The 25,782-nt window shown below is 67.4% G+C and carries 27 protein-coding genes; 9 read left to right on the top strand and 18 right to left on the bottom strand.

The annotated features are described in order from the left end of the window. Positions 1-6: 6 nt before the first annotated feature. From LF41_RS01480 to LF41_RS01465, 4 genes are all read right to left on the bottom strand, one after another. Positions 7-3,165, bottom strand: a complete 3,159-nt coding sequence (locus tag LF41_RS01480; RefSeq protein WP_036164767.1) for an efflux RND transporter permease subunit — start codon at positions 3,163-3,165, stop codon at positions 7-9. Between the two features lie 90 nt (positions 3,166-3,255). Continuing rightward, positions 3,256-4,446, bottom strand: a complete 1,191-nt coding sequence (locus tag LF41_RS01475) for an efflux RND transporter periplasmic adaptor subunit (protein WP_084073204.1) — start codon at positions 4,444-4,446, stop codon at positions 3,256-3,258. Continuing rightward, on the bottom strand, positions 4,424-5,320 hold the full coding sequence (locus tag LF41_RS01470; RefSeq protein ID WP_052116023.1) for an SDR family NAD(P)-dependent oxidoreductase: 897 nt from the start codon (positions 5,318-5,320) through the stop codon (positions 4,424-4,426). The genes LF41_RS01475 and LF41_RS01470 overlap by 23 nt, the downstream gene beginning before the upstream one ends. After that, the gene (locus tag LF41_RS01465; RefSeq protein WP_036164765.1) at positions 5,317-5,586 is read right to left on the bottom strand and encodes a hypothetical protein; all 270 of its coding nucleotides are present in this window, start codon (positions 5,584-5,586) and stop codon (positions 5,317-5,319) included. Before LF41_RS01465 ends, LF41_RS01470 begins: the two co-directional genes overlap by 4 nt. Before the next feature lie 142 nt (positions 5,587-5,728). On the opposite strand from LF41_RS01465, the gene LF41_RS01460 reads away from it, so the two are divergent. Further along, on the top strand, positions 5,729-6,781 hold the full coding sequence (locus tag LF41_RS01460; RefSeq protein WP_036164763.1) for a LysR family transcriptional regulator: 1,053 nt from the start codon (positions 5,729-5,731) through the stop codon (positions 6,779-6,781). On the opposite strand, the gene LF41_RS01455 is transcribed toward LF41_RS01460, so the two are convergent. From LF41_RS01455 to LF41_RS01430, 6 genes are all read right to left on the bottom strand, one after another. Continuing rightward, complete coding sequence (locus LF41_RS01455) at positions 6,778-7,194, bottom strand: GFA family protein (protein WP_036164760.1); 417 nt, start codon at positions 7,192-7,194, stop codon at positions 6,778-6,780. The two genes, LF41_RS01460 and LF41_RS01455, sit on opposite strands and share 4 nt — an antisense overlap. Next, on the bottom strand, positions 7,191-8,351 hold the full coding sequence (locus tag LF41_RS01450) for a PQQ-dependent sugar dehydrogenase (protein WP_202594002.1): 1,161 nt from the start codon (positions 8,349-8,351) through the stop codon (positions 7,191-7,193). Before LF41_RS01450 ends, LF41_RS01455 begins: the two co-directional genes overlap by 4 nt. Positions 8,352-8,380: 29 nt before the next feature. Next, positions 8,381-10,240 (bottom strand): ABC transporter ATP-binding protein, encoded by a 1,860-nt coding sequence (locus LF41_RS01445; protein ID WP_036164759.1) that lies wholly within the window; start codon positions 10,238-10,240, stop codon positions 8,381-8,383. Between the two features lie 118 nt (positions 10,241-10,358). Then, a complete protein-coding gene (locus tag LF41_RS01440) occupies positions 10,359-11,264 on the bottom strand; it encodes a DUF4097 family beta strand repeat-containing protein (protein ID WP_036164757.1) in 906 nt (301 codons plus the stop codon). A 39-nt stretch (positions 11,265-11,303) separates the two neighbouring features. Next, entirely contained in the window at positions 11,304-11,837 is a 534-nt protein-coding gene (locus LF41_RS01435; RefSeq protein ID WP_052116022.1) for a hypothetical protein, read from the bottom strand. Continuing rightward, positions 11,827-12,438 carry an RNA polymerase sigma factor gene (locus tag LF41_RS01430; RefSeq protein WP_084073203.1) on the bottom strand — a complete coding sequence of 204 codons (612 nt, stop codon included), beginning with the start codon at positions 12,436-12,438 and terminating at the stop codon, positions 11,827-11,829. Before LF41_RS01430 ends, LF41_RS01435 begins: the two co-directional genes overlap by 11 nt. A 96-nt stretch (positions 12,439-12,534) precedes the next feature. Here LF41_RS01430 and LF41_RS01425 point away from each other — a divergent pair, with 96 nt between their 5' ends. Both LF41_RS01425 and LF41_RS01420 read left to right on the top strand, forming a co-directional pair. Then, complete coding sequence (locus tag LF41_RS01425; protein ID WP_052116021.1) at positions 12,535-14,088, top strand: fumarate hydratase; 1,554 nt, start codon at positions 12,535-12,537, stop codon at positions 14,086-14,088. Next, entirely contained in the window at positions 14,085-14,492 is a 408-nt protein-coding gene (locus tag LF41_RS01420; protein ID WP_036164755.1) for a hypothetical protein, read from the top strand. The genes LF41_RS01425 and LF41_RS01420 overlap by 4 nt, the downstream gene beginning before the upstream one ends. A 15-nt stretch (positions 14,493-14,507) precedes the next feature. On the opposite strand, the gene LF41_RS01415 is transcribed toward LF41_RS01420, so the two are convergent. The 3 genes from LF41_RS01415 to LF41_RS01405 form a co-directional block, all read right to left on the bottom strand. Next, a complete protein-coding gene (locus tag LF41_RS01415; protein WP_052116020.1) occupies positions 14,508-15,815 on the bottom strand; it encodes a mechanosensitive ion channel family protein in 1,308 nt (435 codons plus the stop codon). 32 nt (positions 15,816-15,847) lie between these two features. Continuing rightward, entirely contained in the window at positions 15,848-17,113 is a 1,266-nt protein-coding gene (locus LF41_RS01410; RefSeq protein ID WP_036165632.1) for a phospholipase D-like domain-containing protein, read from the bottom strand. A 90-nt stretch (positions 17,114-17,203) separates the two neighbouring features. After that, positions 17,204-17,692: a DUF456 domain-containing protein gene (locus LF41_RS01405; RefSeq protein WP_036164752.1), complete on the bottom strand. Its 489-nt coding sequence runs from the start codon at positions 17,690-17,692 to the stop codon at positions 17,204-17,206. Between the two features lie 155 nt (positions 17,693-17,847). On the opposite strand from LF41_RS01405, the gene LF41_RS01400 reads away from it, so the two are divergent. Beyond that, complete coding sequence (locus tag LF41_RS01400) at positions 17,848-18,057, top strand: cold-shock protein (RefSeq protein WP_036164749.1); 210 nt, start codon at positions 17,848-17,850, stop codon at positions 18,055-18,057. Between the two features lie 64 nt (positions 18,058-18,121). On the opposite strand, the gene LF41_RS01395 is transcribed toward LF41_RS01400, so the two are convergent. The 3 genes from LF41_RS01395 to LF41_RS01385 all read right to left on the bottom strand — a co-directional run bounded on the left by LF41_RS01395 (position 18,122) and on the right by LF41_RS01385 (position 20,458). Next, positions 18,122-19,225 (bottom strand): M35 family metalloendopeptidase, encoded by a 1,104-nt coding sequence (locus LF41_RS01395; protein ID WP_036164746.1) that lies wholly within the window; start codon positions 19,223-19,225, stop codon positions 18,122-18,124. A gap of 222 nt (positions 19,226-19,447) precedes the next feature. Beyond that, the gene (locus tag LF41_RS01390; RefSeq protein ID WP_036164743.1) at positions 19,448-19,912 is read right to left on the bottom strand and encodes a glycine zipper 2TM domain-containing protein; all 465 of its coding nucleotides are present in this window, start codon (positions 19,910-19,912) and stop codon (positions 19,448-19,450) included. 129 nt (positions 19,913-20,041) lie between these two features. Then, positions 20,042-20,458: a cytochrome c gene (locus LF41_RS01385; protein WP_036164740.1), complete on the bottom strand. Its 417-nt coding sequence runs from the start codon at positions 20,456-20,458 to the stop codon at positions 20,042-20,044. A gap of 79 nt (positions 20,459-20,537) precedes the next feature. On the opposite strand from LF41_RS01385, the gene LF41_RS01380 reads away from it, so the two are divergent. After that, on the top strand, positions 20,538-21,350 hold the full coding sequence (locus tag LF41_RS01380; RefSeq protein ID WP_036164736.1) for a tRNA threonylcarbamoyladenosine dehydratase: 813 nt from the start codon (positions 20,538-20,540) through the stop codon (positions 21,348-21,350). Here the strand turns inward: LF41_RS01380 and LF41_RS01375 are convergent. Both LF41_RS01375 and LF41_RS01370 read right to left on the bottom strand, forming a co-directional pair. After that, complete coding sequence (locus LF41_RS01375) at positions 21,313-22,077, bottom strand: TatD family hydrolase (protein ID WP_036164733.1); 765 nt, start codon at positions 22,075-22,077, stop codon at positions 21,313-21,315. The genes LF41_RS01380 and LF41_RS01375 overlap by 38 nt on opposite strands. Further along, positions 22,077-22,292 carry a DUF6116 family protein gene (locus LF41_RS01370; RefSeq protein WP_036164730.1) on the bottom strand — a complete coding sequence of 72 codons (216 nt, stop codon included), beginning with the start codon at positions 22,290-22,292 and terminating at the stop codon, positions 22,077-22,079. The genes LF41_RS01375 and LF41_RS01370 overlap by 1 nt, the downstream gene beginning before the upstream one ends. 195 nt (positions 22,293-22,487) lie before the next feature. Between LF41_RS01370 and LF41_RS01365 the strand changes: the two genes are divergently transcribed. The 4 genes from LF41_RS01365 to LF41_RS01350 all read left to right on the top strand — a co-directional run bounded on the left by LF41_RS01365 (position 22,488) and on the right by LF41_RS01350 (position 25,774). After that, positions 22,488-23,315: a glycine zipper 2TM domain-containing protein gene (locus tag LF41_RS01365; RefSeq protein WP_152599825.1), complete on the top strand. Its 828-nt coding sequence runs from the start codon at positions 22,488-22,490 to the stop codon at positions 23,313-23,315. 100 nt (positions 23,316-23,415) lie between these two features. Continuing rightward, the gene (locus LF41_RS01360) at positions 23,416-24,579 is read left to right on the top strand and encodes an acyl-CoA dehydrogenase family protein (RefSeq protein WP_036164727.1); all 1,164 of its coding nucleotides are present in this window, start codon (positions 23,416-23,418) and stop codon (positions 24,577-24,579) included. A 5-nt stretch (positions 24,580-24,584) separates the two neighbouring features. After that, on the top strand, positions 24,585-25,127 hold the full coding sequence (locus LF41_RS01355) for a GNAT family N-acetyltransferase (RefSeq protein ID WP_036164724.1): 543 nt from the start codon (positions 24,585-24,587) through the stop codon (positions 25,125-25,127). Next, entirely contained in the window at positions 25,106-25,774 is a 669-nt protein-coding gene (locus LF41_RS01350) for a glutathione S-transferase family protein (RefSeq protein WP_036164721.1), read from the top strand. The genes LF41_RS01355 and LF41_RS01350 overlap by 22 nt, the downstream gene beginning before the upstream one ends. The last annotated feature ends 8 nt before the right edge of the window (positions 25,775-25,782 follow it).

Genomic DNA, 25,782 nt, shown 5'->3' with positions numbered 1-25,782 from the left:
TGCCGGTCAGGCGTGCGCCGTCGCGGTCGCGTCGGCGGTCGGGGCCTTGCGCGTCACGAGCTTGCGCAGGGCGACGTAGAAGACCGGGGTGAGGAACAGGCCGAACAGCGTCACGCCGAGCATCCCGGCGAACACCGTGATGCCGGTGACCGAGCGCACTTCGGCGCCGGCGCCGTGCGAGAGCACGAGCGGGATCGTGCCGGCAATGAAGGCGATCGAGGTCATTACGATCGGGCGCAGTCGCAGGCGGCAGGCTTCCAGCGCGGCTTCGACGATGCCCTTGCCCTGCAGTTCGAGCTCGCGGGCAAACTCGACGATCAGGATCGCGTTCTTGCACGCCAGGCCCATCAACACCACCAGGCCGACCTGCACGAACACGTTGTTGTCGCCGGTCATCCACACGCCGAGCAGCGCGGACAGCATCACGATCGGCACGATCAGGATGACGGCGAGCGGCAGCGTCCAGCTTTCATACAGCGCGGCCAGCACGAGGAAGACGAGCAGCACCGCGAGCGGGAACACGATCAGCGTCGCCTTGCCCTGCGTCGCCTGCTGGTAGCTCAGGTCCGTCCACTCGATGTCCATGCCGTTGGGCAGCACCTTGGCGGCGATGTCTTCGAGCGTTTCCATCGCCTGCGCCGAGGAGAGGATGCGCGGATCGGCTTCACCGAGGATGTCGGCGGCCGGATGGCCGTTGTAGCGGATCACCGGGTCGGGGCCGTAGGTCTGCGTGACCTTCACCATGCTGCCGATCGGCACCATCTCGCCGCGGTCGTTGCGCGTGCGCAGCTTGCCGATGTCCTCGACGTTGTCGCGGTACTGGCCATCGGCCTGCGCCACCACCTGCCACGTGCGGCCGAACAGGTTGAAGTCGTTGACGTAGGCCGAACCCAGATACGTCTGCAACGTGTCGAACAACTCCGTCAACGGCACGCCCTGCGCCTTGGCCTTGGTGCGATCGACTTCCGCGTCTAGCTGCGGCACGTTGGCCTGGTAGCTCGTGTTCGGGTAGCCGATGCCGGGCGTCTGTACGCCGGCGCCCTGGAAGGCCTGCACCGCACTCTGCAACGCGCCGTAGCCGAGGTTGTTGCGGTCTTCGATATAGAGCGAGTAACCCGATCCGTTGCCGAGCCCCTGGATCGGCGGCGGCAGCAGCGAGAACGCGAACCCTTCCTGGATACCGTGGATCTTCGCGCTCAGTTCGGCGTTGATTTCCGCGGCGCTGCGCGTGCGCTGACCGAAGGGCTTGAGGTTGATGAAGGTGACGCCGTAGTTCGGGGTGTTGGTGAACTGCAGCGGGTTCAGGCCAGGGAAGGCGACGTCGTTCTGCACGCCGTCGATGGACATGGCGATCTGGCCGATGCGCTTGAGCGCGGCGTCGGTGCGTTCGATGGACGCGCCTTCCGGCATCTTCACGCCGGCGATCAGATACCCCTTGTCCTGCACGGGGATGAAGCCGCGCGGCACGACCTGGAACATCAGGCCCGTGGCGAGCAGCAGCACCGCATACGCCGCGAACACCACGCCACGACGGCCCAACGCCTTGCGCACGCCCTTCTGGTAGCGGTCGGCGCTGGTGTGGAAGAAGCGGTTGAACGGACGGAACAGCCAGCCGAACAGGCGGTCGATCAGGCGCGCGCCGGCATCCTTCGGCGCACCGTGCGCACGCAACAAGCGGGCGGCGAGGGCGGGCGAGAGCGTCAGCGAGTTGATGGCCGAGATGACCGTGGAGATGGCGATGGTCACCGCGAACTGCTTGTAGAACTGCCCGGTCACGCCCGAGAGGAATGCCATCGGGACGAAGACCGCGCACAACACCAGCGCGATCGCGATGATCGGGCCGGAGACTTCCTTCATCGCCAGGTGCGCCGCTTCGAGCGGCGATGCGCCTTCCTCGATGTGGCGCTCGACGTTCTCCACCACGACGATGGCATCGTCCACCACGATGCCGATCGCCAGCACCAATCCGAACAAGGTCAGCGTGTTGATGGAGAACCCGAGCAGGTGCAACGCGGCGAACGTGCCGATCACCGACACCGGCACCGCGATCAGCGGAATGATCGAGGCGCGCCAGGTCTGCAGGAACAGGATGACGACGAGCACGACGAGCAGGGTGGCTTCGAGCAGCGTGGTGACGACCGACTTGATCGAATCGCGCACGAACACCGTGGTGTCGTAGATCGACTTGTATTCGATGCCCGGCGGGAAGCTCTTCGCCGCGATGTCCATGCGGCGGATCACTTCGTCGCGGATCTGCAGCGCGTTGGCGCCCGGCGCCTGGAAGATGCCGATCGCCGCGGCGTTCTGGCCGTCGAGGCGGGCACGCATGGTGTAGTCGCCGGCGGCGAGTTCGATGCGGGCGACGTCGCGCAGGCGCACGACTTCACCATCGCCGCCGCCCTTGAGCACGATGTTGCCGAATTCTTCCGGCGTGGAGAGGCGGCCGCGCGCGTTGATCAGCGTGAGGAAGTCGCTGCCGTTCGGCATCGGCTCCGCACCCAGCTGGCCCGCGGAGACCTGGATGTTCTGTTCGCGCACCGCGCGCAACACGTCGCCGGCGGTCATGCCGCGTGCGGCGACGCGGTCGGGATCGAGCCACAGGCGCATCGCGTAATCGCCGCCACCGAAGGGTTGCGCTTCGCCGACGCCGGGGATGCTCGCGAGCTGGTCCTTCACGTGCAGGCGCAGGTAGTTGCGCAGGTACAGCGTGTCGTACTTGCCGCTCGGCGAGGTGAGGTGCACCACCATCAGGAACACGGGCGACTGCTTCTGCGTCGTCACGCCCTGGCGGCGCACGTCCTCGGGCAAGCGGGCGAGCGCCTGTGAGACGCGGTTCTGCACGCGCACCGTCGCCTCGTCCGCGTCCACTTCAGGGCGGAAGGTCACGGTGATCTGCAGCACGCCGTCGGAACTGGCGACGGACTTGACGTACATCAGGCCTTCGACGCCGCGGATCGATTCCTCCAGCGGTGTCGCGACCGTCTCGGCGATCACCTTCGGGTTCGCGCCCGGATACACGGTGCGCACGACGACCGACGGCGGCACGACTTCGGGGTACTCGCTGATGGGGAGCAGCGGGATCGAGATCAGGCCCGCGGCGAAGATCACGATCGACAGCACGGCGGCGAAGATCGGCCGGTCGATGAAGAATTTGGAGAAGTCCATGAGGCGTTCCTCAGGCAAAAGAAACTCTGCTCCTCCCCCTGCGAAGGCAGGGGGAGGCCGGGAGGGGGTGCAGCCGTAGAGCGGTGCGGTTTACTTCATCGCGACTTTTTCGCCCGCAGGCGCCGCGCCCATCACGATCGCCTTCGGCGAGACCGGCATGCCAGGCATGAACACCTTCTGCACGCCGTGCACGATCACCTTGTCGGTGGGCGCCAGGCCCGAGCGCACCACGCGCAGGCCGTCGATCATCGGGCCGGGCACGATGTCCTTGCGCGCCGCCGTGTTGTTCGGGCCGAGCACGTAGACGTACTTGCGATCCTGGTCGGTGAGCACGGCCTTGTCGTCGACCAGCATCGCCTTGAACCTGCCGGTGCCCTTCAACTGCACGCGCGCGAACAGACCGGGCGTGAACACGCGGTCGGGATTGGCCACCACGGCGCGCGCGCGGATGGTGCCGGTCTGCGCATCGACCTGGTTGTCGATGAAGTCGACCGTGCCGTCGTGCGGATAGCCGTCTTCGTCGGCCAGGCCGATGCGGACGGGGTTGCGCACGCCGTCGCGCTCGCCCTTGCGCGCGAGCGCCGCGTAACGCAGGAACGCCTGCTCGTCGCTCTCGAAGTAGATGTACATCGGGTCTTGCGAGACGAGCGTGGTGAGCAGCGTGGCGTCGGTCTGCGCGAGGTTGCCCTCGGTGACCAGCGCACGGCCGGCGCGGCCATCGATCGGCGAACGCACCTCGGTGAACTGCAGATCGAGGCGCGCGGCGGCGACCGCGGCTTCGGCGGCGCGCACGCCGGCGTTGCCCTGCGACGACGCAGCCTTGCGGATCTCGAACTCTTCGCGCGAGATGGCCTTCGCGTCGATCAGCGTCTGCGCACGGCGGTCCTGCGTTTGCGCGAGCAATTGTTCGGCGCGGGCCTTTTCGAGATTGGCCAGTGCCTGGTCGAGCGCGGCGCGATACGGGCGCGGATCGATCACGAACAGCAGATCGCCTTTCCTGACGTCCTGGCCTTCGTGGTACGCCACGCGCTCCACGTAGCCGCTGACGCGCGGGCGCAGGTCGACGGTTTCCACGGCCTGCACGCGGCCGGTGAACTCATCCCACTGCGCGACGTCCTTGCTCAGCACCGTGGCCACGCTGACTTCCGGCGGCGGCGGGGCCGCGGGGGCGGCTTCGCTCGAACAGGCGGACAGGGCGATCGGAAGAATCGCGGCAAGCGCCAGCGTGCCGAGCACGACGCGGTTGACGATCGGAAGCTTATCGGCGGGTTGGCGGGTCATGGGCGTCTTCCTTGGAGAGGGGAGAAGGGGAGTGGGTGGCGTCGTTCTTGTTCTTGTGGGATGGCGAGAGCGCGCCGAGCAGCCGGCGCGCGTCCTCGAAGCAGCGTGAGGCGAGCGATGCATCGCCGCCATCCGATTCCTGCGATTCGTATTTGCACGGGCCCTTGCAATGCACGATCGGGTCCGTGGCCGCGTGGTCCACGCGATCGAGCAACGCGATCGCGCGACGGCCGACGCCGCGTGCATCGGGCCATTGGTCGCACGCGTGCTTCGCGTTGGCCTCTGTCTTCAGCGGGAAGTCGAGCGCGAGCAGCTGCACGCGCACGCCGCGCGGGCGGGCTTCTTCATGCAGCACGCGCGCGAGCATTCGCAGCGCCGCCGCACCGACCGAACGATGGCCATACCCGGCCCATGGATGGTCGCCGCCGGGGCCGTCGACGATCACCCAACCCCCGGCGCGGCCGCCCTGCGCGAGCAGCGGCAGCAAGTGGCGCGCGAGCGCGAGGTGGGCGACGACACCCTGGTCGATCGAATCGCGCAGTTCGCTCGCCGAGCCGTCGAGCAAGCGGCCGCGTTCGCGCTCGCTGCACAACGCGACGATGGCGCCGTGGATCGGGCGGTCGAGGTTGCGCAGCTTGCGTTCGAGCATGGCCGCGTCGTGCTCGTCGCGCATGAGCGCTTCGAGCGTGTAAAGGTCGGCGTGCGCATGCGTTCCCTGCAATGCGCGCAACCCGTCGGGGTCGGGGGAGACGGCGATGACGGGCCGGCCGGCGTCGAGCGCGGCGCGGACCACGCCGCGCCCGATGGCGCCGGTCGCGCCGAGAACCAGGAGGGCGGCCGTCGGGCCGCCCGAATGACGATTGTTGGATTTCATTGGCCCGCTCCCGGGATGGTTTCTCCCGGATGTGGGATGAAGGCGCGGATCAGGTCGTGCCGCTGCACGGCGCCGGCCACGGCCAGGCCGAGGATGAGCAGGGGCATGCCGACGAGGAAGGCCACCACCACGACCATCAGCCAGGCCGGACCGGCGCCATGCCCGGCCGCTTCTCCGATCGCGAAGAAACCCAGTACCACCAGCGCGGTCAGGCCGACCGGCAGGAGGGGCAGGAGTGCGAGGCGGGTACGTTGCTGGGTGGACATGGCCGTAGGGGGTCCGGCGGGAATGGCGTGCAAGTTACGCCCCGGATCGGCACTTGATTAGCTGGCAAATCGGGGAATAATTGTCCCGGCCCCGGTCCAATGTTCTTCCCCCCACGGTGACCCGGGTCCAGAGGAGCCACGCATGGCCCGCGATCTCAACGACACCCTGATCTTCGTCAAGGTGGTCGAGCACGGCAGTTTCATTTCCGCGGCGCGCGCGTTGCGCCTTCCGAAGACCACGGTCAGCCGCAAGGTGCAGGACCTCGAGACGCGCCTGGGCGCGCAGCTGCTCCATCGCACCACGCGCAAGCTCGGGCTGACCGAAGCGGGCAACGTGTATTACGAACATTGCCAGCGCATCGCGCGCGAGCTGGATGAAGCCGAGAGCGCGGTGGGCCAGTTGCAGGGCGGGCCGCGCGGTTGGTTGCGCATCACCACGCCGTATTCGATGGGCATCGAATGGATCGCGCCGCTGTTGAGCGAATTCCACCAGCGCAATCCCGAAGTGCGCGTGGAGATGGTGCTCAACAACGAACCGCTCGACATCATCGACAAGGAAATCGATGTGGCGCTGCGCGTCGGCAACCTGCCGGATTCCAACCTCGTCGCGCGTCGCCTGGCGACGCTGCGCACGCAGGTTTACGCGAGCCAGCGTTACCTCGAGCGCCACGGCGAACCGCTGCATCCCGACGATCTGCAGCATCACCGCACGTTGGCGATGACCAAGCAGCGCAAGAACGGCTTCGGCTTCAGCTGGCCGTTGCACGACGGCACCAAGAGCACCGAGTTCCGCATCGACCCGGTGTTCGTCGCCAACGATCCGGCCGGCCTGCGCGGCGCGCTGCTCACCGGCGAAGGCATGATGCTCGGCAACGACATCATGGTGAAACCGTACGTCGAAGCCGGTTACGTGCGGCGGGTCCTGCCTGCATGGAACGGCCCGGAGTACGAGTTGAACGCGGTGTTCCCGCGCGGCCGCGTGCAATCGCCGAAGGTGCGCGCGTTCGTCGACTTCCTCGTCGAGCGCCTCGATTTCGACGCCGGCGTGATGCAGGGCGTGTGCCCCGGATCGAGCTGCAGCGAAGTCGGCAAACAGCCGGCGACGGTGGCCAACGCGTATCGCCTGGCGTTGCGCAAGGTGGCCGACGAAGGCACCAAGCCGGCGCCGGAAGAGAAGGAACCGGCCGAGGCCTAGTCGAACCGCACGTCGGCGATCCAGCGCGATCGCCGGCGGGCGAGGCGGGCGTCGACGGTTTCGCCTTCGACATCACTGTCGCTGCGGTCGAAGCGCGCGGCGTCGACGCCCTCGAACGTGTTGATGTTCACCACCGCGTATGTGCGGCCGTCGATGTCGCATGTCGCGGCGACCACCACGCCGCAGCCTGCGCACACGAGGAAATCCGCCGTGCGCGTGCCGAAGGCATATCGCGCGACGCGCGCCGGATCCTCGATGCGGACGGCGAGCGCCGCCGCCGGGTGCGAAGTCCACACCGCACCGTGCTTGCGGCAGAACGTACATCCACATGCGCGGGCCGGAATGCGCGCCGCATCCGCCGGCCAGTCCAGCGCGATGCGGAGGTTGCCGCAGTGGCAGGCGCCGTCGATCATTTGCCGGGCGGCGTGAGGCGCAACAACTTCCCGTCGTCCGCGTCGGTCAGCACGTAGACGTTGCCGTCGTTGCCGACGCGCACATCGCGGATGCGGTCGCCGCCGTCGGCCAGCAGGCGTTCTTCGCCGACGATCGCGTTGCCTTTCAGCGACAGGCGGATCAGGTTCATTTCGACGAGCGAGCCGAGGAACAGGCTGTCGTTCCATGCGCTGCCGGGGCGGCCGGTGTAGAAGGCCATGCCGCTGAGGGCGGGGGACTTCGGCCAGTAATGGTGCGGTTGCTCCATGCCCGGCGCGGACGTGCCGACGGATTCGGAAATCTTGTAGCCGGGATAGTCGATGCCGTAGGTGATGATCGGCCAGCCGTAGTTCTTGCCGGCTTGCGGGAGGTTGATCTCGTCGCCGCCGCGCGGGCCGTGTTCGCTTTCCCACAGCGTGCCGGTGCGCGGGTCGAGTGCCAGGCCCTGCATGTTGCGGTGGCCGTAGCTCCAGATTTCCGGGCGTGCGTCCTTGCGGCCGACGAAGGGATTGTCGCGCGGCACGCTGCCGTCGAGGTTCAGGCGCACGAGCTTGCCTTGCAGCATGTCGAGCTTCTGCGCGGTCGGGCGATCCTGTCGTTCGCCCTGGCTGATGAAGACATGCCCGTGCCCGTCGAAGACGATGCGCGAACCGAAATGCCCGCCGCCCGTGAGCTTGGGCTGCTGGCGATAGATCACGCGCAGGTTGGTCAATGCGGTGTCGCCGAGTGTCGCGGTCGCCACCGCGGTGCCTGCGGTGTCGTTCTCGCCAGGCTCGGCGAAGCTCAGGTAGATTTTCTTGGACTTCGCGAAATCGGGTGCGAGCACGACGTCGAGCAACCCGCCCTGGCCTTGCGCGAACACGCCCGGCACGCCCGCGATCGGTTCGCCGACCTTGCCGTCGGCCGACACGTGGCGCAGCCGCCCCGGGCGTTCGGTGATCAGGAAACTCCCGTCGGGCATCAGTGCGACGGACCACGGATGATCCAGACCCTTGGCGATCGTTTCGACTTTCATGCCCGTGGACGTCGCCTTTGGCGCCGGCGTCGCGGCGCCGCCGCTCGCGGCGGCCGAAGACTGTTGCGAACTGCATCCGAAACTCGCCATCGCGAGCGCGAGGATGACCATCTGCCGTGCCATGCCGACCTCCCGGGGGAAAGAGCGCAGGTCTAACGGTACCCCGCCGCCTGCAGTTCGAACAATTCCGCGTAGCGCCCGCCTTGTTCCAGCAGTTCGCGATGCGTGCCGCTGGCTTCCAGGCGCCCTTCGTTCAACACGAGGATGCGGTCGGCCATGCGCACGCTGGAGAAGCGGTGCGAGATCAGCACCGCGGTGCGTCCGTGCGAGAGTTCCTTGAAGCGCTGGAAGACTTCGAACTCGCTGCGCGCATCCAGCGCCGCGGTGGGTTCGTCGAGGATCATGACCTGCGCATCGCGCATGTACGCGCGCGCGATCGCGATCTTCTGCCACTGGCCGCCGGAGAGATCCACGCCCGTGCGGAAACGACGGCCGATGACCTGGTCGTAGCCTTTCGGCAACCCCGCGACCACCTCATCTGCGAATGCGCGCCGTGCCGCTTCCTCGATGCGCGCGCGGTCGTCCATCGCATCGATCTGGCCGACGCCGATGTTCTCCCCTGCGGTGAGGTGGTAGCGCACGAAATCCTGGAAGATCACGCCGATGTTGGCGCGCAGGTCGTCGAGGTCGTAGGCGCGCAAGTCGCGGCCGTCGAGCAGGATGCGGCCTTCGTCGGGGTCGTACAGGCGCGCGAGCAGCTTGACGAGCGTGGTCTTGCCCGCGCCGTTTTCGCCGACGAGCGCGAGCACTTCGTCGGCTCGCAGTTCGAAATGGAGATCGCGCAAGGCCCAACGTTCCGCTTCCGGGTAGCGGAAGCCGACGCCTTCGAATACGAAGCCCGTCCTGATCGGCCGCGGCACGGGCACGGCGCCGGGCTTCGAGCGGATCTCCGGTTCGATCTCGAAGAACGAATACAGATCGTCGAGATACAAGGCTTGCCCGGCGACCTGCGAGAACCCGACGAGCAAGCCTTCGAGCAATTGGCGCAGGCGACGGAAGCTGCCGGCCAGGAACGTCAGGTCGCCGATGCTGAAGTCGCCCTTCACTGTGCGCCACGCGATGTAGCCGTACGCGAGGTAATAACCGAGCGTACCGAGCGCGGCGAGCAACGTGCCCCACAGCGCGCGACGCCGCGCCAGGCTGCGATTGGCGACGAGGAACTGCGCCGCCAGCGCGCGGTAACGCGCGATGAAGTACCGGTGCAGGTTGAAGATCTTCACTTCCTTGGCGGTCTCGACGCTCGCGCCCATCTGACGGAGGTATTCGAGTTGCCGGCGCTCCGGCGTCCACTGGAAGTTGAGCTTGTAGTTGAGTGCGTTGAAATGCGATTCGCCGACGAAGGCGGGAATCAGCGCCACCGCCAGCAACAGGATCAGCCACGGTGCGTAGACGATCAGGCCCGCGGTGAAGCCCGCTACGGTGATCGCATCCTGCGCCTGCCCGAACAATTGGCTGAGCAGGTTCATGCGGCCCATCGTCTGGCGGCGCGCGCGGTCGAGGCGATCCTGCAACTCGGGATCCTCGAAATCCTCCAGGTCCAGCGTCGCGGCGTGTTCCATCAGCCGCACGCTGGTGGCGTTGGTGAACATTTCCGACAACACGCCGTCGGCGTAACTCACCAGACGGCCGAGCAGGTCGGAGAGGATCGCCAGGCCGAATTCGAGCAACAGCAATGCGAGCAGGTGGTTCAACGCGCCGCTTTGCCATGCCGCGTGCAGCGAATCGAACGCGAGCCCCTGCCCGACGAGGCGCACCGCTTCGTCGATGATCAGCTTGCCGATGTAGAGCGTGGCGATCGGCAACAGCGCGCGGACCAGGCGGATACCGAGGCTGGTGATCGTCAGCGCGCGCGAGGTCGCCCAGATTTCGCGGAGGAAGGGCGGCAGGTTGCGCAACGCGCCCACGCGTTCGCGCAGCGTGGGGTTGGCCGAGGGCGGGGCAGGCTGAGCCATTTCCCCAGTGTCGCGAGGGCCGGGTGACGGCGGAAAAAAGAAGGGGCGCGGTTGGGTCCGCGCCCCTCAGGGACGAAGCCGGGAAGGGGGAGCCCGGCTGCGTACTGGCTGTGACCGCTTACTCGAAGACAAGTTCCCCGTCGCCGGAGAAAGTTTCGATGCGGATCAGGCCGCTGCCCGAACCGTAGCGGTGTTCGAAGCTGGCGCCCGGGCCGTACTTCGGGCGTTCGATCTTCGCGCCCGGCGCGGTGAGGTCCCCGCTGAAGGTTTCGCCGGAGACCTGGGCCGAGGTGTTCTTCGGCAGCGTCATGTGCAGGTCGCCGCTGACCGATTCGGCCTTGAGCTCGCCGCCGTTCTGCAAACCGGCGCGGACGCGGACGTCGCCGGAGACCGTCGAGGCCGAAATGCGGCGCAGCGCCTTGCCGTTGCTGTCGGCGTCGATGTTGCCCGAGACGGTCTCGACCGACATCTCGCCGTCGAGCTTGCCGCGCAGGCGCAGGTCGCCGCTGACCGACGAGGCGCTGACATCGCGCGTGTTGAGCGTCAGGTTGAGATCGCCGCTGACGCTCTCGATGTCGGCCTCTCGCGGCGCGCCGGCGACGGTGACATCGCCGCTGACGCTGTCGATCTGCAGCGACTCGCCGGCGGTGCCGACGACATCGACCGTGGCGGAGACCGAATCGATCTCCAGTTCGGCCAGCACGGGCACGTTGAGGATCAGGTCCGTCGGCTCGGTGTTGTCGTTGTTGCGCCAGCCGTTGCGGCCGCGGGGATACTCGACCTTGACGACGAGGTCGCTTTCGTCGCCTTCGATCACGAGCTTCTCCACGCCCTTGCCGAGGCTGCCGGTGATCTTCACTTCCTTCCGATCCCACGTGCGCACCTGGATGCGGCCCTTGAGATTCTCGATCTCGATATGGCCGCGCGCGTCCAGCGGGCGGGTCTCGTTGATCGGCGTGGCGGCCCACGCCGCCGGTGCGGCCACGCAGGCGATGAGGGTGAGGACGGTCAGGGTGCGTGTCATCGGGGTGTCTCCGGGTAATGAGGTGCGAACGCGCGCCGGTCAGCTGGCGAGCGAAGTGCGGGCCAGGCGCTGGGTGAGCTCCAGGCGCCGCGTGTAGGTGCGTTGCAGGCGGTCGAGCAGGAAGCGCGCGTCCGGGTCGCGCGTCAGCGCGGTGCGGATCTGCGCGGCGCTGCGGTCGAGCACCTTCAGTTCGGGCGCGGCCTTCGCCGGCTGCGGTGCGTAGGCGTCGATCTCCTTCAGCGCGGCCTGGTATTCGAGCGTCATCGCTTCGGCTTCGCGGGCGATGATGCGCGGCTGCGTGCTGCTCGCCGCGGGCACGTCGGACGGCGAGACCGGGCGCACTTGCCAGGCGATGCCGATGGCCAGCGCGAGCGATGCGGCCGCGGCCAGCGAGGCGATCGGTTGCCAGGCCTTCCGCTGCGGTGCCGGCGCGACCTGGGGCGTCGCCGCGATGCGGGCGGCGATCGACGGCCAGAGGTCGGCCTGCGGGGCGACGTCCTTGCGCAGGGCGCGCAGTTCCCATCGCACCGCGTCGGGGAGGTGGCCGTCTTCTTTGTCGATGTCATGCGTCATGGGAACCTCCGAGGCGCGTGCGCAGCAATCCGCGCGCGCGATGCAACTGGGCTTTCGAACTGCCGACCGCCATGCCGAGTTCGGCGGCGATCTCTTCGTGCTTCCAACCTTCCACGTCGTGCAAGACCAGCACCGCGCGGGCCCGCGGGGGCAGGGTGGCCACCGCGCGTTCCAGGTCCATCGTCAGCGCGGTGCCGTGGCCTGCGGAGTCGGGCGTGCCGAGCTGGTCGAACGCGTCCTCGTCCTCGCTGGCCTGCGGCCGGCTCTTGCGGGCGCGCAGCTCCATCAGGGCGGTGTTCACGGCCAGGCGATGGAGCCACGTCGTGAACGCGCTTTCGAACCGGTACCCGGGCAACGCCTGCCAGCACCGCACGAACGCTTCCTGCGTGAGGTCCTCCGCGCGGCCCGCGTGGCCGCCGACCAGGCGGAGAATGGTGCCGTGCACCCGCGAACTATGGCGGCGATAGAGCGCTTCGAAGGCGGTCGTGTCGCCGCGGCCCGCCGAGCGCACCAACGCGCCATCCACGTCCTCCGCGGGCGCGGAAGACAGGGGCGCTGCTGTGGTGTGGGGTGTCCATTCGGTCACGGCGGAAGTCAGCATACCCACTCCGATGCACGGTCCGCCCGCAGGGTTTAGAGCCGACGGACGGTCGCCGGCGGGCTAGAATCCCGCCTTTCGCACGCCCCCGGTTGTCCCGTGACCCACGCTCCCGTCTCGCCCCGTCCTTCCGGCCCTGTCTCGATCCGCCAGGACGACCTCATCCAGTCGGTCGCCGACGCCCTGCAGTACATCTCGTACTACCACCCGGTCGACTACATCCGGAATCTCGCCGCGGCCTACGAGCGCGAAGAAAGCGAGGCGGCGAAGGACGCCATCGCGCAGATCCTGATCAATTCGCGCATGTGCGCCGAAGGCCATCGCCCGATCTGCCAGGACACCGGCATCGTCACGGTGTTCCTCACCATCGGCATGGACGTGCGCTGGGACGACGCCACGATGGGCGTCGAAGACATGGTCCACGAAGGCGTGCGCCGCGCGTACAACCATCCCGACAACAAGTTGCGCGCCAGCGTGCTCGCCGATCCCGCGGGCAAGCGCACCAACACCAAGGACAACACGCCGGGCGTCGTCAACGTCCGCGTCGTGCCGGGCAACACGGTGGAGGTGATCGTCGCGGCGAAGGGCGGCGGTTCGGAAGCCAAGTCGAAGTTCGCGATGCTCAACCCGTCCGATTCCATCGTCGACTGGGTGCTCAAGACCGTGCCGACGATGGGCGCCGGCTGGTGCCCGCCGGGCATGCTCGGCATCGGGATCGGCGGCACCGCGGAGAAGGCGATGCTGCTGGCGAAGGAAGCGCTGATGGAGCCGATCGACATCGTCGACCTGCAGGCGCGCGGCGCGTCCAATCGCGCCGAGGAATTGCGCCTGGAACTCTACGAGAAGGTCAACGCGCTCGGCATCGGCGCGCAGGGCCTCGGTGGTCTCACCACCGTGCTCGACATCAAGGTCAAGGATTACCCGACGCATGCGGCCAACCTGCCCGTCGCGATGATCCCCAACTGCGCCGCCACGCGCCACGCGCACTTCGTGCTCGACGGCAGCGGGCCGGTGATGCTCGATCCGCCGTCGCTCGCCGATTGGCCGCAGCTCACGTACGACGAGAGCAAAGGCCGCCGCGTGGATCTGGATACGCTGACGAAGGACGACCTCGCGTCCTGGCAGCCCGGTGAAGTGTTGCTGCTCAACGGCAAGCTGCTCACCGGCCGCGACGCCGCGCACAAGCGCATGGTCGACATGCTCAACAAGGGCGAAACGCTGCCCGTCGACCTGCGTGGCCGTTTCATCTATTACGTCGGCCCGGTCGACCCGGTGCGCGACGAAGTCGTCGGCCCCGCCGGCCCGACCACCGCCACGCGCATGGACAAGTTCACCGAACAGGTACTTGCGCAGACCGGTTTGCTCGGCATGGTCGGCAAGGCCGAACGCGGTCCGGTGGCGATCGAGGCGATCCGCAAGCACCAGTCCGCATACCTGATGGCGGTCGGCGGCGCGGCGTATCTCGTGTCGAAGGCCATCAAGGCCTCGCGCGTGGTCGCCTTCGAAGACCTCGGCATGGAAGCGATCTATGAGTTCACGGTGCAGGACATGCCGGTGACGGTGGCGGTGGATTCGCGTGGCACGTCTGTCCATGCGACGGGCCCGAAGGAATGGCAGGCGCGCATCGGGAAGATCCCGGTGGTCGTCGCGTGATCGCACCGATCCTCGTCGAACACGACGCCGCAGGCCAGCCGTTCAAGGTTCGATTCGAGCAACACCATGGGTATGTGCGTGCCTTCGTGCACGAAGGCCGCGATTCGCTCGAAGTCTCGGTCGCCATGTGGCACCTGCTGGGCGACCACTGCCGCAAGCACGGCGCCACGCGGTTGCTCGTCGTTGAAGATCTCGACGGCACCGTGCCGATCGACCAGATCGACACCGTCATCGCCGCGATGGCCGACGCCGGCTTCGCGGCGATCCGCACGGCCTTCGTCGAACTGCAGGACGACCTGCAGGGCAGCGAACACGGCTCGATCCTCGCCAGCGAACGCGGCGTGGAGGTGTACGTGACGAACGACGAATTCGTCGCGCGCCACTGGCTGATGTACGGCGAGTGAGCCTGCCCGCGACGCTTATTCGGGCGTCGCGGGGCTCTTGTCGTCGAGCAGGTTGACGTCCTCGGTCTTGCGCTGCGCCTCTGCGAGTTGCGCGTCGATGTCCTTGTCCTTCGACGTATCGACGTGCATCGCGTGCTCCATCGTCGGCATCGCGGGTTGGACCGCCGAAGCCGGCATCCCCGCGCGGCGCACGCCGCCCTTGTCGAGCGCCGACTTGACCGCCCGCATCGCTTCGCTGCGCACGCGCGGCACGCTGTTCTGCCGTTGGTCCACCCAGCCGAGGAACTGCGCCTTCAATTGATCGTGCAGGTATTCCACGATCAGGGCGTTGGGCGCCGGCTCCTCGAGCACTCCGCCGATGCCGCGCAAGCGTTCCAGGCCCAGTTTGAGCGCATCGCCGACCGAGGCGCCCGGGTCGAGCGGCACGATGAAATCGAAACGCCGCTTGGGATTCTCGGTGTAGTTCAGCACGACGCTGCGGAACACCAGCGCATTGGGCAACGCGACCTGGTTGCCGTCGAGCGTCATCAGCAGCGTGGTGCGCGAGGTGAGCGCGACGACCTTGCCTTCGTGCACGCGATCCACGACCACGTGGTCGCCCGGCGCGAACGGCCGCCGCAGGCTGAGCAGGATGCCGGCGATGTAGTTCTCCGCGATGTCCTTGAACGCGAAGCCGAGCACCAGGCCGATGACACCCGCCGAACCCAGCACGGCGCCGACCAGCGACGATGCGCCGAGCAGGTCGAGCGCGATCAGGATGCCGGCGAGCGTGATCAACCCCTGCACCAGGCGGCGGAGCAGGGCTTCCATGTACGGGTTGTTGCTGTGGACGCGCGACATCCACTTCATGCGGCGCGCCAGGCGCCTGCCGATCCACGCCGACAACAGGATGATCGCGATCGCGACGACCAGCAGCGGCGTCGCGGCCACCAGGCGCACGAGTTTTTCGGTCACCGCCTGCATCGCCACCTGAAAGCGGTCGGAGAGCTTGGTGCTCAGCTCGACGCGGTTCTCGACGCGCTCGATGCCCTGCGTCTGCGCCGCGATGGCGCCGGCCATCTTGATGTCGTCTTTCGTCAACACCTCGCCCTGCAGCAGGGCGCCGCGATTGACGACGGCGGCCTCCACTTCCTTCAGGGCCGGCTGCGTCTCCAGGCGCGCCTCGACGCGCTTGCTCAGCGCGTGGTCCACCGCATCGACGGTGGCCGGCGCCGTGCTCGCGGCAACGGGCAGGGTGGCGGTGACGGCGGGCGTGGCCGCATGGGAGGCCAGGCACGCGAGGAACAACAGGGGCGCGATGCGCGCGGCGATCGATCGAGTCATCCAGGACCGTCGGTTCAGGGCGTGGGCCCAGTCTACAACTGCGAGCGGATCGGCAGGATCACCCGCTCGATGAACTTCTCCTTGAGCGGGCGGTTCTCCCACATCTCGTAGCTGTATCGCTTGGTGTGCTTGAGGTCTTCCTCGAAGATCTGCGTCATGCGTTGCGCGAAACCGGTGTCGTAGACATTGAGGCTCGCCTCGTCGTTGAGGCGGAAGCTGCGCAGGTCGAAGTTGGTCGACCCCACCGAGGTGATCTCCGTATCCACGATCAGCATCTTGTTGTGGAACATGGTCGGCTCGTATTCGCTGATCTCGATGCCGGCCTTGAGCATCGGGCCCCAGTCCATGCGCGAGGCATGCCGCGCGGCATCCGAATCGGTGTTCTCGCCAGGCACGATCACGCGGATGCGCACGCCGCGCTTGCGGGCGGCGAGCAAGGCCTGGGTGATCAGTTCGTCGGGGATGAAATACGCCGCTTCCAGGTCGATGGTGCGCTGCGCCGCGGCGATGGTCATCAGGTACATCAGGTGCATGCTCTCGCTGCCGCCGTTGGGCGAGCTGATGAACATGTGCGCATCCATCCCGTCGGCGCTTTCCATCGCCGGGAAGTTCTCCGCGCCGTTGAGGATCTCGCCGGTGGTCTTGATCCAGTTGTCGTTGAACGCCGCCTGGAATTGCGCCACCACCGGCCCTTCGACGCGGAAATGCATGTCGCGCCAATGGTCCTTGTCCTGCGCGTGGCCTTCCCACGGATCGCCGATGCCCACGCCGCCGGTGAAGCCGATGCGCCCGTCGATGATCAGCAGCTTGCGGTGCGTGCGGTTGTTCATCCGCGAGAGGTTGTACCAATGCAGCGGGCGGTAGCGCACGACGTGCACGCCGGCCTCTTTCATCTGATCGAGCAGTTTTTCCTCCATCGAATAGCTGCCGGCCCAGTCGATGGTGACGTGCACCTGGACGCCGGCCTGCGCGCGCTCGCTCAGCGCGGCGGCGAACTTCCGCCCGATTTCGCCTTCCCAGTAGATGTAGGTCTCGAAGCTGATGGTTTTCTTCGCGCCGTGGATTGCCTCGAGCATGGCCGGGAAGATTTCCGACCCGTTCTGCAGGTCCTTGACCGTGTTGTGCGGCAGGATCGCAGGACCGAGCAGCACGCCCATTTCGCGGCGGAACTGTGGGTCGCTCACCGCATAGCGGTGCTCGACCTTCTTCTCGATCTGTTTCTCCGGCTTGACGAAGTTCAAGCCGAGGATGACGGCCAGCGCCGTCGCGAGCACGGTGATGATGATGACCGTCAGCATGCGGGTCTTGCTCCAGCGCATCGCGCGCCCCGTGTTCTAGGGAAGCGCGACGTTAAAGAAGCGGCCGCAGCCGAAGCGTGAATGCGTCACTCAGAAGAACCAGGCGAAGGCGAACACGCCGATCATCGCGAAGGCCAGGCCGAGCTTGAGGACGATGGCCAGCACGATGCCGAGCCACGTGCCGAACCCCACCTTGGCCGCCTTGCGGATTTCGCGCCCGTGGATCAGCTCGCCGATCAGCGCGCCAACGAACGGCCCGACGAACAACCCCAGCGGGGGCATGATGAAAAGTCCGGCGAAGGTGCCGAGCACCGCGCCCCAGATCGCATGCTTGCTGGCGCCCACGCGCTTGGCGCCGTGCGCGGTGGCCCAGAAGTCGACGACGAACGACACCGCGGTCATCAGTCCGAGCACGACCAGCGTGACCCAACCGATTTCCTGGAAGCCCCCGGCCCAGGCCGCGATGAACATGCCCGCGAAGACCAGCGGCAAGCCGGGCAGGGCCGGCAGGACGACGCCGACCAGGCCGACGATGACGAGCAGGACGGCGAGGGCATAGAGCAGGGCTTGCGTGGTCATCGGGATCCTCTGGGATGGCTTCCGCCGGACGGTCGATTCTGGGGGTTCGAGGGGGCCGTTACGGCCGTTGCATTTTGCCGAACCCGGGCGTACGGTGCGGCCGCTGCGTTTCGCCGGACCCCGGCGAGCCACCAACCGCCGAGGGAGCTACACCGATGTCGAACCGCGAGACCGGGACCGTGAAATGGTTCAACGATGCGAAGGGCTTCGGCTTCATCAGCCGGGAAAATGGCGACGACGTGTTCGTGCACTTCCGCGCGATCCAGTCGCAGGGCTTCAAGAGCCTCAAGGAAGGCCAGCAGGTGACCTTCATCGTCGTGCAGGGGCAGAAGGGTTTGCAGGCAGACCAGGTTCAAGCGATGTGATCGGCATCGTCCGATGATGCAAAAAACCCGGCCTTTCGGCCGGGTTTTTCGTTGGTGCGTCCGATCAGTTCTGCGACGGCGTGTTCTCGGCGAAATATTCGTGGCTGTCGGCGTTGTCCACCGCGGCCGCCGGGTCGGAGATCGCCAGGCTCTTCGCGCCCGCCTGCCCGTACACGTGGTCGTCGGTGCCGGCGGTGACGTTGAAGTGGCTCATCTCGTGCACGAGCGTGCCGGCCTTCGAATCGGTGCCGGTCAGCGGCGCGGTCCAGAACGCACGGCAGACGAAGATCTCGTACGGGCGGGTCGGATACACGTAGGCGTAGTAGTTCTGGTTGCAGCCGCAGTTGATCTTGACCTGCCCGGCGTTCTGGTCCATCGCCGCGTCGATCGAAGTGAAGTGCGACTTGACGGTGTTGTAGCGCGATGAGGTGTACGTGCCGAACCACGTCGTGTAACGCGGGCCGGTGGTGCCGGCGTTGAGGTAGCCCTTCGCGTTCTCGGTGTAGTTGCGTGCGCTCACCACCGCGCTGCCGGCGGTGTTGATCTGCGAGGTGGTGCAGCCCACGTAGCTCACGCCGTTGACGACAGTGCCGCCGCCTGCCGGCGGCTTGGCCTTGCCGCCGCCCTTGGCGAGCTGGTCGCGGCCATCCACCCACAACCGCAGCGGAGCCGAGCGCGCGATCATCGGCGCGCCGTTGGCCTGGCGCAGCATCGCGCCGGTCGACAGCGACGCATGTTGCAGCGGCGCGGCGAAGGTCACGGTGTAATCGCCGGACTGCGCAAGGTCATACGCGGCGGACAGGTCCACCTTCGCGATGTAGGTCTGGCCGGGGCGCAGGATCACGAAGTCGGCCGCCGTCGGCAGGCCGCGCTTCACCAGCGGGCCTTCGTACTGCACGGGCTTGCCGTCGCGGCTCACCTGGAACAGGCGGGCTTCGAGGAAGTCCGACGGCAACTGGTAGCGCGGGATGCGCACGGTGTCGCGGCTGGTGTTGGTGAGGCGGACTTCCACCGCACCGAGGAAATCGCTGGCCTTGCCGGTGGCGGCGACCATGCTGACCTGCAGCGGGTTGTTGCGGGCCGATGGCGGCGCGGCCGTCGTGGCGGCGGCGATGGAACCTGCGAGGACTGCGGACGCGACGACGGTCTGGCTGACGGACAGTTTCATGCAGTGGAACCCCCGGAAATGGATGGAAACGCCGATGTCCGCTCTGCGTCGGACGACCCGACCATAGGCCCGGGCGATCCCGCCCGCATCTTGCGCCGCAGCAGTCGCTGCCCGGGGCATATGCGCGAAGGCCCCGTGACGGCGGCGCAAAAGAAGAGGCCGCCCGGAGGCGGCCTCGAAACCCCCGGGACGAGTCGGGGGTTGTCCTGCTGGCGCTGCGGCTCAGTTCGCCCAGGCGCGGCCGTTGTAGACGCGCACGTACGAGCCTTCACGGATGGAGCCCAGGTCGGTCTGGTTGACCGTCACCGTCTGGCCGTTGTCCATCTGCACGAAGACGTTGTAGCTCGACGCCTTGTTCATGTTTTTCTGGATCGCGTTGCCGGCGACCGCACCCGCGGCAGCGCCTGCGATCGTCGCGGTGTTCTGGCGGCCCTTGCTCGAATCCTTCGCGAGCTCATGGCCCGCGACCGCACCGACCACGCCACCGAGCACCGCGCCCGTCGCGCCGCTGGTCTGCTGACCGCCGACCGCGTCGATGCGCGTGACGCGACCGCAGTCGTAACACGATTGCGGCGGCGTGTTGTAACCGTTGTTGGACGTGCTGCCGTTGTAAGACGGCGACGTCGATGCACAGCCCGCGAGCGCCAACGTGGCGACGGCGGCTGCGGCAAGCATCTGCATCTTCATGCGACTCTCCTGTCGGTAATGTCCGGTGCCGATGCTGGGAGTCGCGCGGTGAACGAGGCATCAAGCGCGCGGGTTTGCGCCCGCGCGCATCAGCGCGTGTTCAGTTGCGCAATTTTCAGGCTTGCGGACTTAGCCGCGGAAATCCTGGTGGCACGCCTTGCACGCGCCGCCGATGCTTTCCATCGTCTTGCCGAGGGCAGGGCAGTTGAGCGGCGGATTGGCGCGCGCGGCATCCAGCGCCGCACGCAGCCCGCCCGCGGCCTTGGTGAAGCGCGCGTCGTCGCGCAGGTCGGGGAATGCGGACTCGAGGTCGTCGGCCGTCGAGCGCAGCGCGGAGAAATGCGGCAGCGTGTCGGTCGCGTTGCAACGGTTGGCTTCGAGGTTGTTCTTCAACTGCACCGCGTGCCACTGCTGCACGTGCATCAATGCATCGGGGAACGGATCCTGGCGCGCTTGCCACGTGCGCACGGCCATGACGGCGAGCACGGCGCCCATCACGAGGCCGACGAGGAAAAGGAAGAAGTAACGCGCCCCGGTGCCTGCCATGTCCGTGCTCCTGCGTGGATGGTGGCGGGAGGGTAGCAGAGGGCCGGGCTTGGCTGTGTCCTTCGCTAGAATGCGCGGTATGCGACAGGACTTGCGGGATCGATTCGCCGGCATCGACCGGCTCTATGGGCGCGGCGCCGTCGAGCGCCTCGACACGCGCCGCGTGGCCGTCATCGGGCTGGGCGGCGTGGGCGCGTGGGCCGCCGAAGCGCTGGCGCGCTCGGGCGTCGGACATCTCACGCTCGTCGACGCGGACGACCTGTGCGTGTCGAACACGAATCGCCAGTTGCCCGCGCTGGCCGGCAACTACGGCCGCAACAAGGCCGAGGTGATGGCCGAGCGCGTGCGCGCGATCCACCCGCAGATCGACGTCGACCCCGTACAGCATTTCCTGACGCCGACCAACCTCGACACGATGCTCGACCGCGGCTTCGACCTCGTGCTCGATGCGTGCGACAGCTTCCGCACGAAAGTCACATCCATCGCCTGGTGTCGGCGCCGCAAGGTGCCGATGGTGACGGTGGGGTCCGCGGGCGGCCGCACCGATCCGACGCAAGTGCGCGTGCGCGATCTGTCGCGCACCGAGCACGACGCGATGTTGTCGCTGATCCGCAAGAAGCTGCGTGGCGAGTTCAACTTCCCGCGCAGCAAGGAGCGCTACTTCGGCGTCTCGGCCGTGTATTCGCTGGAGAACGTGCGCTACCCGCAGGCCGACGGCAGCGTGTGCGGCCTGCGCCCGCAACTGGATGCGGATGCGGCGTTGAAGCTGGACTGCGGCGCGGGCCTGGGGGCGGCGACGCACGTCACCGGCGCGTTCGCGTTCGCGGCGGTGGGCAAGGCGATGGAGGTCTTGCTCAAAGGGCGAACAACCGCTCCGCATTCCGCGTCGTAGCGTCGGCGACCACCGACGCGTCGACGCCGCGCAGTTCGGCGATCGTCTCCAGCACGCGCACCATGCGCGCCGGTTCGTTCCGCTGCCCGCGGTGCGCGCAATCGGGTTGGTCGGGCGCGTCGGTTTCCAGCAGCAAGGTGTCGAGCGGCACGGACGCCGCCACGCGGCGCACGCGGTTCGCGCGGTCGTACGTCACCGGCCCGCCGATGCCGATCAGGAAGCCCAGGTCCGCGAGCTGCCGCGCCTGTTCCTCGCTCCCGGCGAAGCTGTGGACCACGCCGCGCAACTTGCCGACGCGCTTGATGGCCTTCATGACATCGTCCACCGCGCGCCGTGCATGCACGACGAGCGGCAGGTCGTATTCGCGCGCGAGTTCGAGCTGGCCGTCGAAGTACGTCGCCTGCACGTCGCGGTCGAGGTCCTCGATCCAGTAGTCCAGCCCGCATTCGCCGATGGCGACGGGCCGTTCGCGTTCGATCCAATCGCGCAGGTCGCGCAAGTGGTGTTCGCGATGTTCGGCGATCAGCAACGGATGCAACCCGTAGGCGGCGAACAACCCCGCGTCGCGTGCGCACGCATCCCGCAAACCGGGCCACGTCTTCGCTTCGATCGCCGGCACGATCTGCCGCGTGACGCCGGCGGCGCGCGCACGCGCGACCACGTCGTCGCGGTCGGCGTCGAACTCGCTGACGTCGAGATGGCAGTGCGTGTCGACCAGCGCGTGCATCAGCGCGGCGGGGCGTCGACGATGTTCGGATCCTTGCGCTTGCGGATGTTCGCGAGCAACAGCGTGCCCAGGCCGAGCAGGATCTCGTCGGCGAAGGGAATGATGTCGGGAATCAGCGTGTCGAGCGCGAACAACGCCGCCGTGACCATGAAAAGGCGCGGGAAACTCAACTTCGAAACGAACCCGAGCACCCGGTTGGTGATGGGATTGGGCATGGCCAATGCGCTCCGACGCGACCGTTTATCTGAACGCTAGCATGCACGATGCAGCGTTCGTGCCGTGCTTCACGATTCGGTTAAAAGAACGTCAATTTCTACGGTGCCCGTTCAGGAAGGGAGTGTTGGAATCCACACCAACGCCGGGGCTTGTGCACTGGCAGCAAGCACCAAAGGCCGAAGGAGGCCCAAGCCATGTTGAAGAACAACACGATCGCCATCGCCATCGCCGCGCTGCTCGTTGGCGGCGTCGCCACTGCCGCCTTCATGAACAATCGCGACAAGGCGCCCGTCGTCGCCGACGTGCAGCCGTCGCCGTCGCTCGCCGCCGATCCGGCCGCCGCCGGCGCGGACCAGGCGCTCGACGACACCGGCGTCCCGGCCAGCGGCAAGGTCGAATACGCCGACGTGGTCAACGTCAAGCCGATCAAGACGTCGGAAAAGCTGTACGCGCAGGTCATCGGCACCGAGCCGATCAAGGAAACCAGCACCACGTCCACGCCCCGCGAGGTGTGCCAGGACGTCGTCGTGCAGGAACGCGCGCCGGAACGCGACGGCAACGTCGGCGGCACGGTCGCCGGTGCGGTGATCGGCGGCCTGCTGGGCAACCAGGTCGGCAGCGGCAACGGCAAGAAGGCCGCGACCGTCGCCGGCGCGGTGGCCGGTGGCTTCGCCGGCCGCGAGATCGACAAGCGCCACGTGGGCGGCAAGGTCGTGGACAAGACCGAGCGCCAGTGCCACACGGAGACCTCGACGTCGCAGTCGTCGAGGACCGTCGCCTGGAACGTCACCTACCGCAATCCGGACGGCACCACGGGCACGATGCGCACGGGCGAGAAGCCGGGCAGCCGGATCCCGCTGGGCAGCGAGTCCAAGACGGTCGGCTATGACGTGACCTACCGCTACGACGGCCAGGAACGCACCGTGCGCATGGACGACAAGCCGGGCCAGCGCCTGCCGGTGATCGACGGCCAGGTCGTCACGCAGGTCGCTTCGGCGACCGGCAGCGACGACAACGGCTAAAAGAATCAGCGGGAAACCGTTACCACGCGGGGCCGGAGCGATCCGGCCCCGTTTTTTTTACCTACAATGCCGGGCTTCCGTCGCCGTCCAAGCCCCCCCAATGGCCCTGCATCCCTACGATCTGTACGACGTCCGTTCCCTCCTGAGCGAAGAGGAGCGCGCCGTCCAGGACACCGTCGCGCGCTTCACCGACGAGCGCGTCATCCCGATCATCGGCGATGCCTTCGACCAGGGCCGCTTCCCGCGCGAGCTGGTCGGCGAGATCGCCGAACTCGGCCTGCTCGGTTCCTCGCTGCCCGAAAAGTACGGCTGCGCCGGCCTCAACGCCGTCAGCTACGGCCTGATCTGCCAGGAACTCGAACGCGGCGACAGCGGCATCCGCAGCTTCGTCAGCGTGCAGTCCTCGCTGTGCATGTACCCGATCTACGCCTACGGCTCGGAAGAACAGCGCGCGCGCTGGCTGCCCGACATGGCCGCGGGCAAGGTCATCGGCTGCTTCGGCCTGACCGAACCGCACGGCGGTTCCGACCCGGCCAACATGAAGACCAACGCGCGCCGCGATGGCGACGACTGGGTCCTCAACGGCTCGAAGATGTGGATCACCAACGGCAACCTCGCCGACATCGCCATCGTGTGGGCGCAGACCGACGAAGGCATCCAGGGCTTCATCGTCGAAAAGGGCATGGCCGGTTTCGCGGCGCAGGAGATCAAGCACAAGATGTCGCTGCGCGCCTCGGTCACCAGCGCGCTGTTCTTCGACAACGTGCGCGTGCCCGATTCCAGCCGCCTGCCGAACGTCAAGGGCCTCAAGGGCCCGCTCGGCTGCCTGACGCAGGCGCGCTACGGCATCACGTGGGGCCCGATCGGCGCGGCCATTGCCTGCCTCGACGAAGTGCTGCACTACACCAAGGAACGCATCCTGTTCGACCGCCCCGTTGCGGCCACGCAGAGCGCGCAGATCAAGATGGCCGAGATGGCCCGCCGCATCACGCTCGCGCAGATGCTCGTGGTGCAACTCGGCCGCCTGAAGGACGCGGGCAAGATGCAGCCGGCGCAGGTGTCGCTCGCCAAGTGGAACAACTGCCGCATGGCCATCGACATCGCGCGCGAATGCCGCGACCTGCTCGGCGGCGCGGGCATCACCACCGAACACGCGGCCATCCGCCACGCGCTCAACCTCGAGTCGGTCATCACCTACGAAGGCACGGAGACCGTGCACCAGCTGGTGATCGGCCGCGAACTCACGGGCATCAACGCGTTCTGACGCCCGTGTCGCGCCTGGACACCCGCATCGAGACCGATCGCCTGCTGCTGCGCGTGCAACGCGCGGAAGACTTCGAGTATTTCGCGGAGTTGCAGCGCGACGAAGAAGCATGCCGCTACATCGGCGGCACCTCGCCGCGCGCCGCCGCCTGGCGCAAGTTCCTGCAGATGCCCGGCGCGTGGCTGGTGCAGGGCTTCGGCATGTTCGCGGTGATCGAGAAATCCACGAACCAGTGGGTCGGCAACATCGGCCCCTGGTATCCCGAAGGCTGGCCCGGCACCGAAGTGGGCTGGGCGTTGCGCCGCGCCGCGTGGGGCAAGGGCTACGCGTTCGAAGCCGCGGAAGCGGCCATCGACTGGGCCTTCGAGGAACTCGGCTGGACCGAAGTGATCCACTCGATCGACCTGGACAACCTCGGCTCGCAGCAACTCGCGCAGCGCCTGGGCTCGCACAACAAGGGGCGCGGCAAGTTGCCGGCGCCGTTCGAGGATGTCGTCATCGATATCTGGGGCCAGACGCGCGACGAATGGCGCGCGCGCAAACGCTGATGGAAACGCTCACCGTCCACGGCTTCTCGCCCTCGGGCAACTGCCACAAGGTGCGCTTGCTGCTCGAGCAACTCGGCCGCCCGTACCGCTGGGTGGAAACGCGCAGCGACATCGGCGCCACGCGCACGCCCGAGTTCCTCGCGCTCAATTCCAACGGCCGCGTGCCCGTGCTCGTGCGCGAAGACGGCGCGGTGCTGACCGAATCCAACGCGATGCTGTGCTGGCTCGCCGACGGCACGCCGTACCTGCCGGCCGATGCATGGGACCGCGCGCAGGCACTGCGCTGGATGTTCTTCGAGCAATACAGCCACGAACCGTATGTCGCCGTCGCGCGCTTCATCTGCGGATGGACGCCGGCCGATTCGCCACGCCGTGCCGAACTGCCGCGCCTGCGCGAACGCGCACACGACGCGTTGAAAGTGATGGAACGCCACCTCGCCGAACACGCATGGTTCACCGGCGCGCATTACGGCATCGCCGACATCGCGTTGTTCGCGTACACGGATGTCGCCGGTCACGGCGGCGTGTCGCTCGACGCGTATCCCGCGATCAACGCTTGGCGGGCGCGCGTGCGCGCGACGCCGGGCTTCGTCGCCTTGCCCGACCCCGATCCCGAGGCCGCCGCGCTGATCGCGCGCAGCGCCTGACCGCATCC

This window comes from Lysobacter dokdonensis DS-58, from assembly GCF_000770795.1.
In the GTDB taxonomy this organism is placed as follows: Bacteria; Pseudomonadota; Gammaproteobacteria; order Xanthomonadales; family Xanthomonadaceae; genus Noviluteimonas; species Noviluteimonas dokdonensis.
This window is presented reverse-complemented; position numbering and strand designations above follow the sequence as displayed.

Excerpts from the sequence above, each read along its gene's own strand:
- LF41_RS01405 (WP_036164752.1), bottom strand. The coding sequence starts at position 17,692 with ATGACCACGCAAGCCCTGCTCTATGCCCTCGCCGTCCTGCTCGTCATC.
- LF41_RS01360 (WP_036164727.1), top strand. The coding sequence starts at position 23,416 with ATGGCCCTGCATCCCTACGATCTGTACGACGTCCGTTCCCTCCTGAGC.
- LF41_RS01480 (WP_036164767.1), bottom strand. The coding sequence starts at position 3,165 with ATGGACTTCTCCAAATTCTTCATCGACCGGCCGATCTTCGCCGCCGTG.
- LF41_RS01350 (WP_036164721.1), top strand. The coding sequence starts at position 25,106 with ATGGCGCGCGCGCAAACGCTGATGGAAACGCTCACCGTCCACGGCTTC.
- LF41_RS01465 (WP_036164765.1), bottom strand. The coding sequence starts at position 5,586 with ATGTCCACCCAGCAACGTACCCGCCTCGCACTCCTGCCCCTCCTGCCG.
- LF41_RS01470 (WP_052116023.1), bottom strand. The coding sequence starts at position 5,320 with ATGAAATCCAACAATCGTCATTCGGGCGGCCCGACGGCCGCCCTCCTG.
- LF41_RS01455 (WP_036164760.1), bottom strand. The coding sequence starts at position 7,194 with ATGATCGACGGCGCCTGCCACTGCGGCAACCTCCGCATCGCGCTGGAC.
- LF41_RS01435 (WP_052116022.1), bottom strand. The coding sequence starts at position 11,837 with ATGACGCATGACATCGACAAAGAAGACGGCCACCTCCCCGACGCGGTG.
- LF41_RS01475 (WP_084073204.1), bottom strand. The coding sequence starts at position 4,446 with ATGACCCGCCAACCCGCCGATAAGCTTCCGATCGTCAACCGCGTCGTG.
- LF41_RS01380 (WP_036164736.1), top strand. The coding sequence starts at position 20,538 with ATGCGACAGGACTTGCGGGATCGATTCGCCGGCATCGACCGGCTCTAT.
- LF41_RS01430 (WP_084073203.1), bottom strand. The coding sequence starts at position 12,438 with ATGCTGACTTCCGCCGTGACCGAATGGACACCCCACACCACAGCAGCG.
- LF41_RS01400 (WP_036164749.1), top strand. The coding sequence starts at position 17,848 with ATGTCGAACCGCGAGACCGGGACCGTGAAATGGTTCAACGATGCGAAG.
- LF41_RS01370 (WP_036164730.1), bottom strand. The coding sequence starts at position 22,292 with ATGCCCAATCCCATCACCAACCGGGTGCTCGGGTTCGTTTCGAAGTTG.
- LF41_RS01365 (WP_152599825.1), top strand. The coding sequence starts at position 22,488 with ATGTTGAAGAACAACACGATCGCCATCGCCATCGCCGCGCTGCTCGTT.
- LF41_RS01375 (WP_036164733.1), bottom strand. The coding sequence starts at position 22,077 with ATGCACGCGCTGGTCGACACGCACTGCCATCTCGACGTCAGCGAGTTC.
- LF41_RS01410 (WP_036165632.1), bottom strand. The coding sequence starts at position 17,113 with ATGCTGACGGTCATCATCATCACCGTGCTCGCGACGGCGCTGGCCGTC.
- LF41_RS01445 (WP_036164759.1), bottom strand. The coding sequence starts at position 10,240 with ATGGCTCAGCCTGCCCCGCCCTCGGCCAACCCCACGCTGCGCGAACGC.
- LF41_RS01390 (WP_036164743.1), bottom strand. The coding sequence starts at position 19,912 with ATGAAGATGCAGATGCTTGCCGCAGCCGCCGTCGCCACGTTGGCGCTC.
- LF41_RS01450 (WP_202594002.1), bottom strand. The coding sequence starts at position 8,351 with ATGGCACGGCAGATGGTCATCCTCGCGCTCGCGATGGCGAGTTTCGGA.
- LF41_RS01460 (WP_036164763.1), top strand. The coding sequence starts at position 5,729 with ATGGCCCGCGATCTCAACGACACCCTGATCTTCGTCAAGGTGGTCGAG.
- LF41_RS01415 (WP_052116020.1), bottom strand. The coding sequence starts at position 15,815 with ATGACTCGATCGATCGCCGCGCGCATCGCGCCCCTGTTGTTCCTCGCG.
- LF41_RS01440 (WP_036164757.1), bottom strand. The coding sequence starts at position 11,264 with ATGACACGCACCCTGACCGTCCTCACCCTCATCGCCTGCGTGGCCGCA.
- LF41_RS01385 (WP_036164740.1), bottom strand. The coding sequence starts at position 20,458 with ATGGCAGGCACCGGGGCGCGTTACTTCTTCCTTTTCCTCGTCGGCCTC.
- LF41_RS01395 (WP_036164746.1), bottom strand. The coding sequence starts at position 19,225 with ATGAAACTGTCCGTCAGCCAGACCGTCGTCGCGTCCGCAGTCCTCGCA.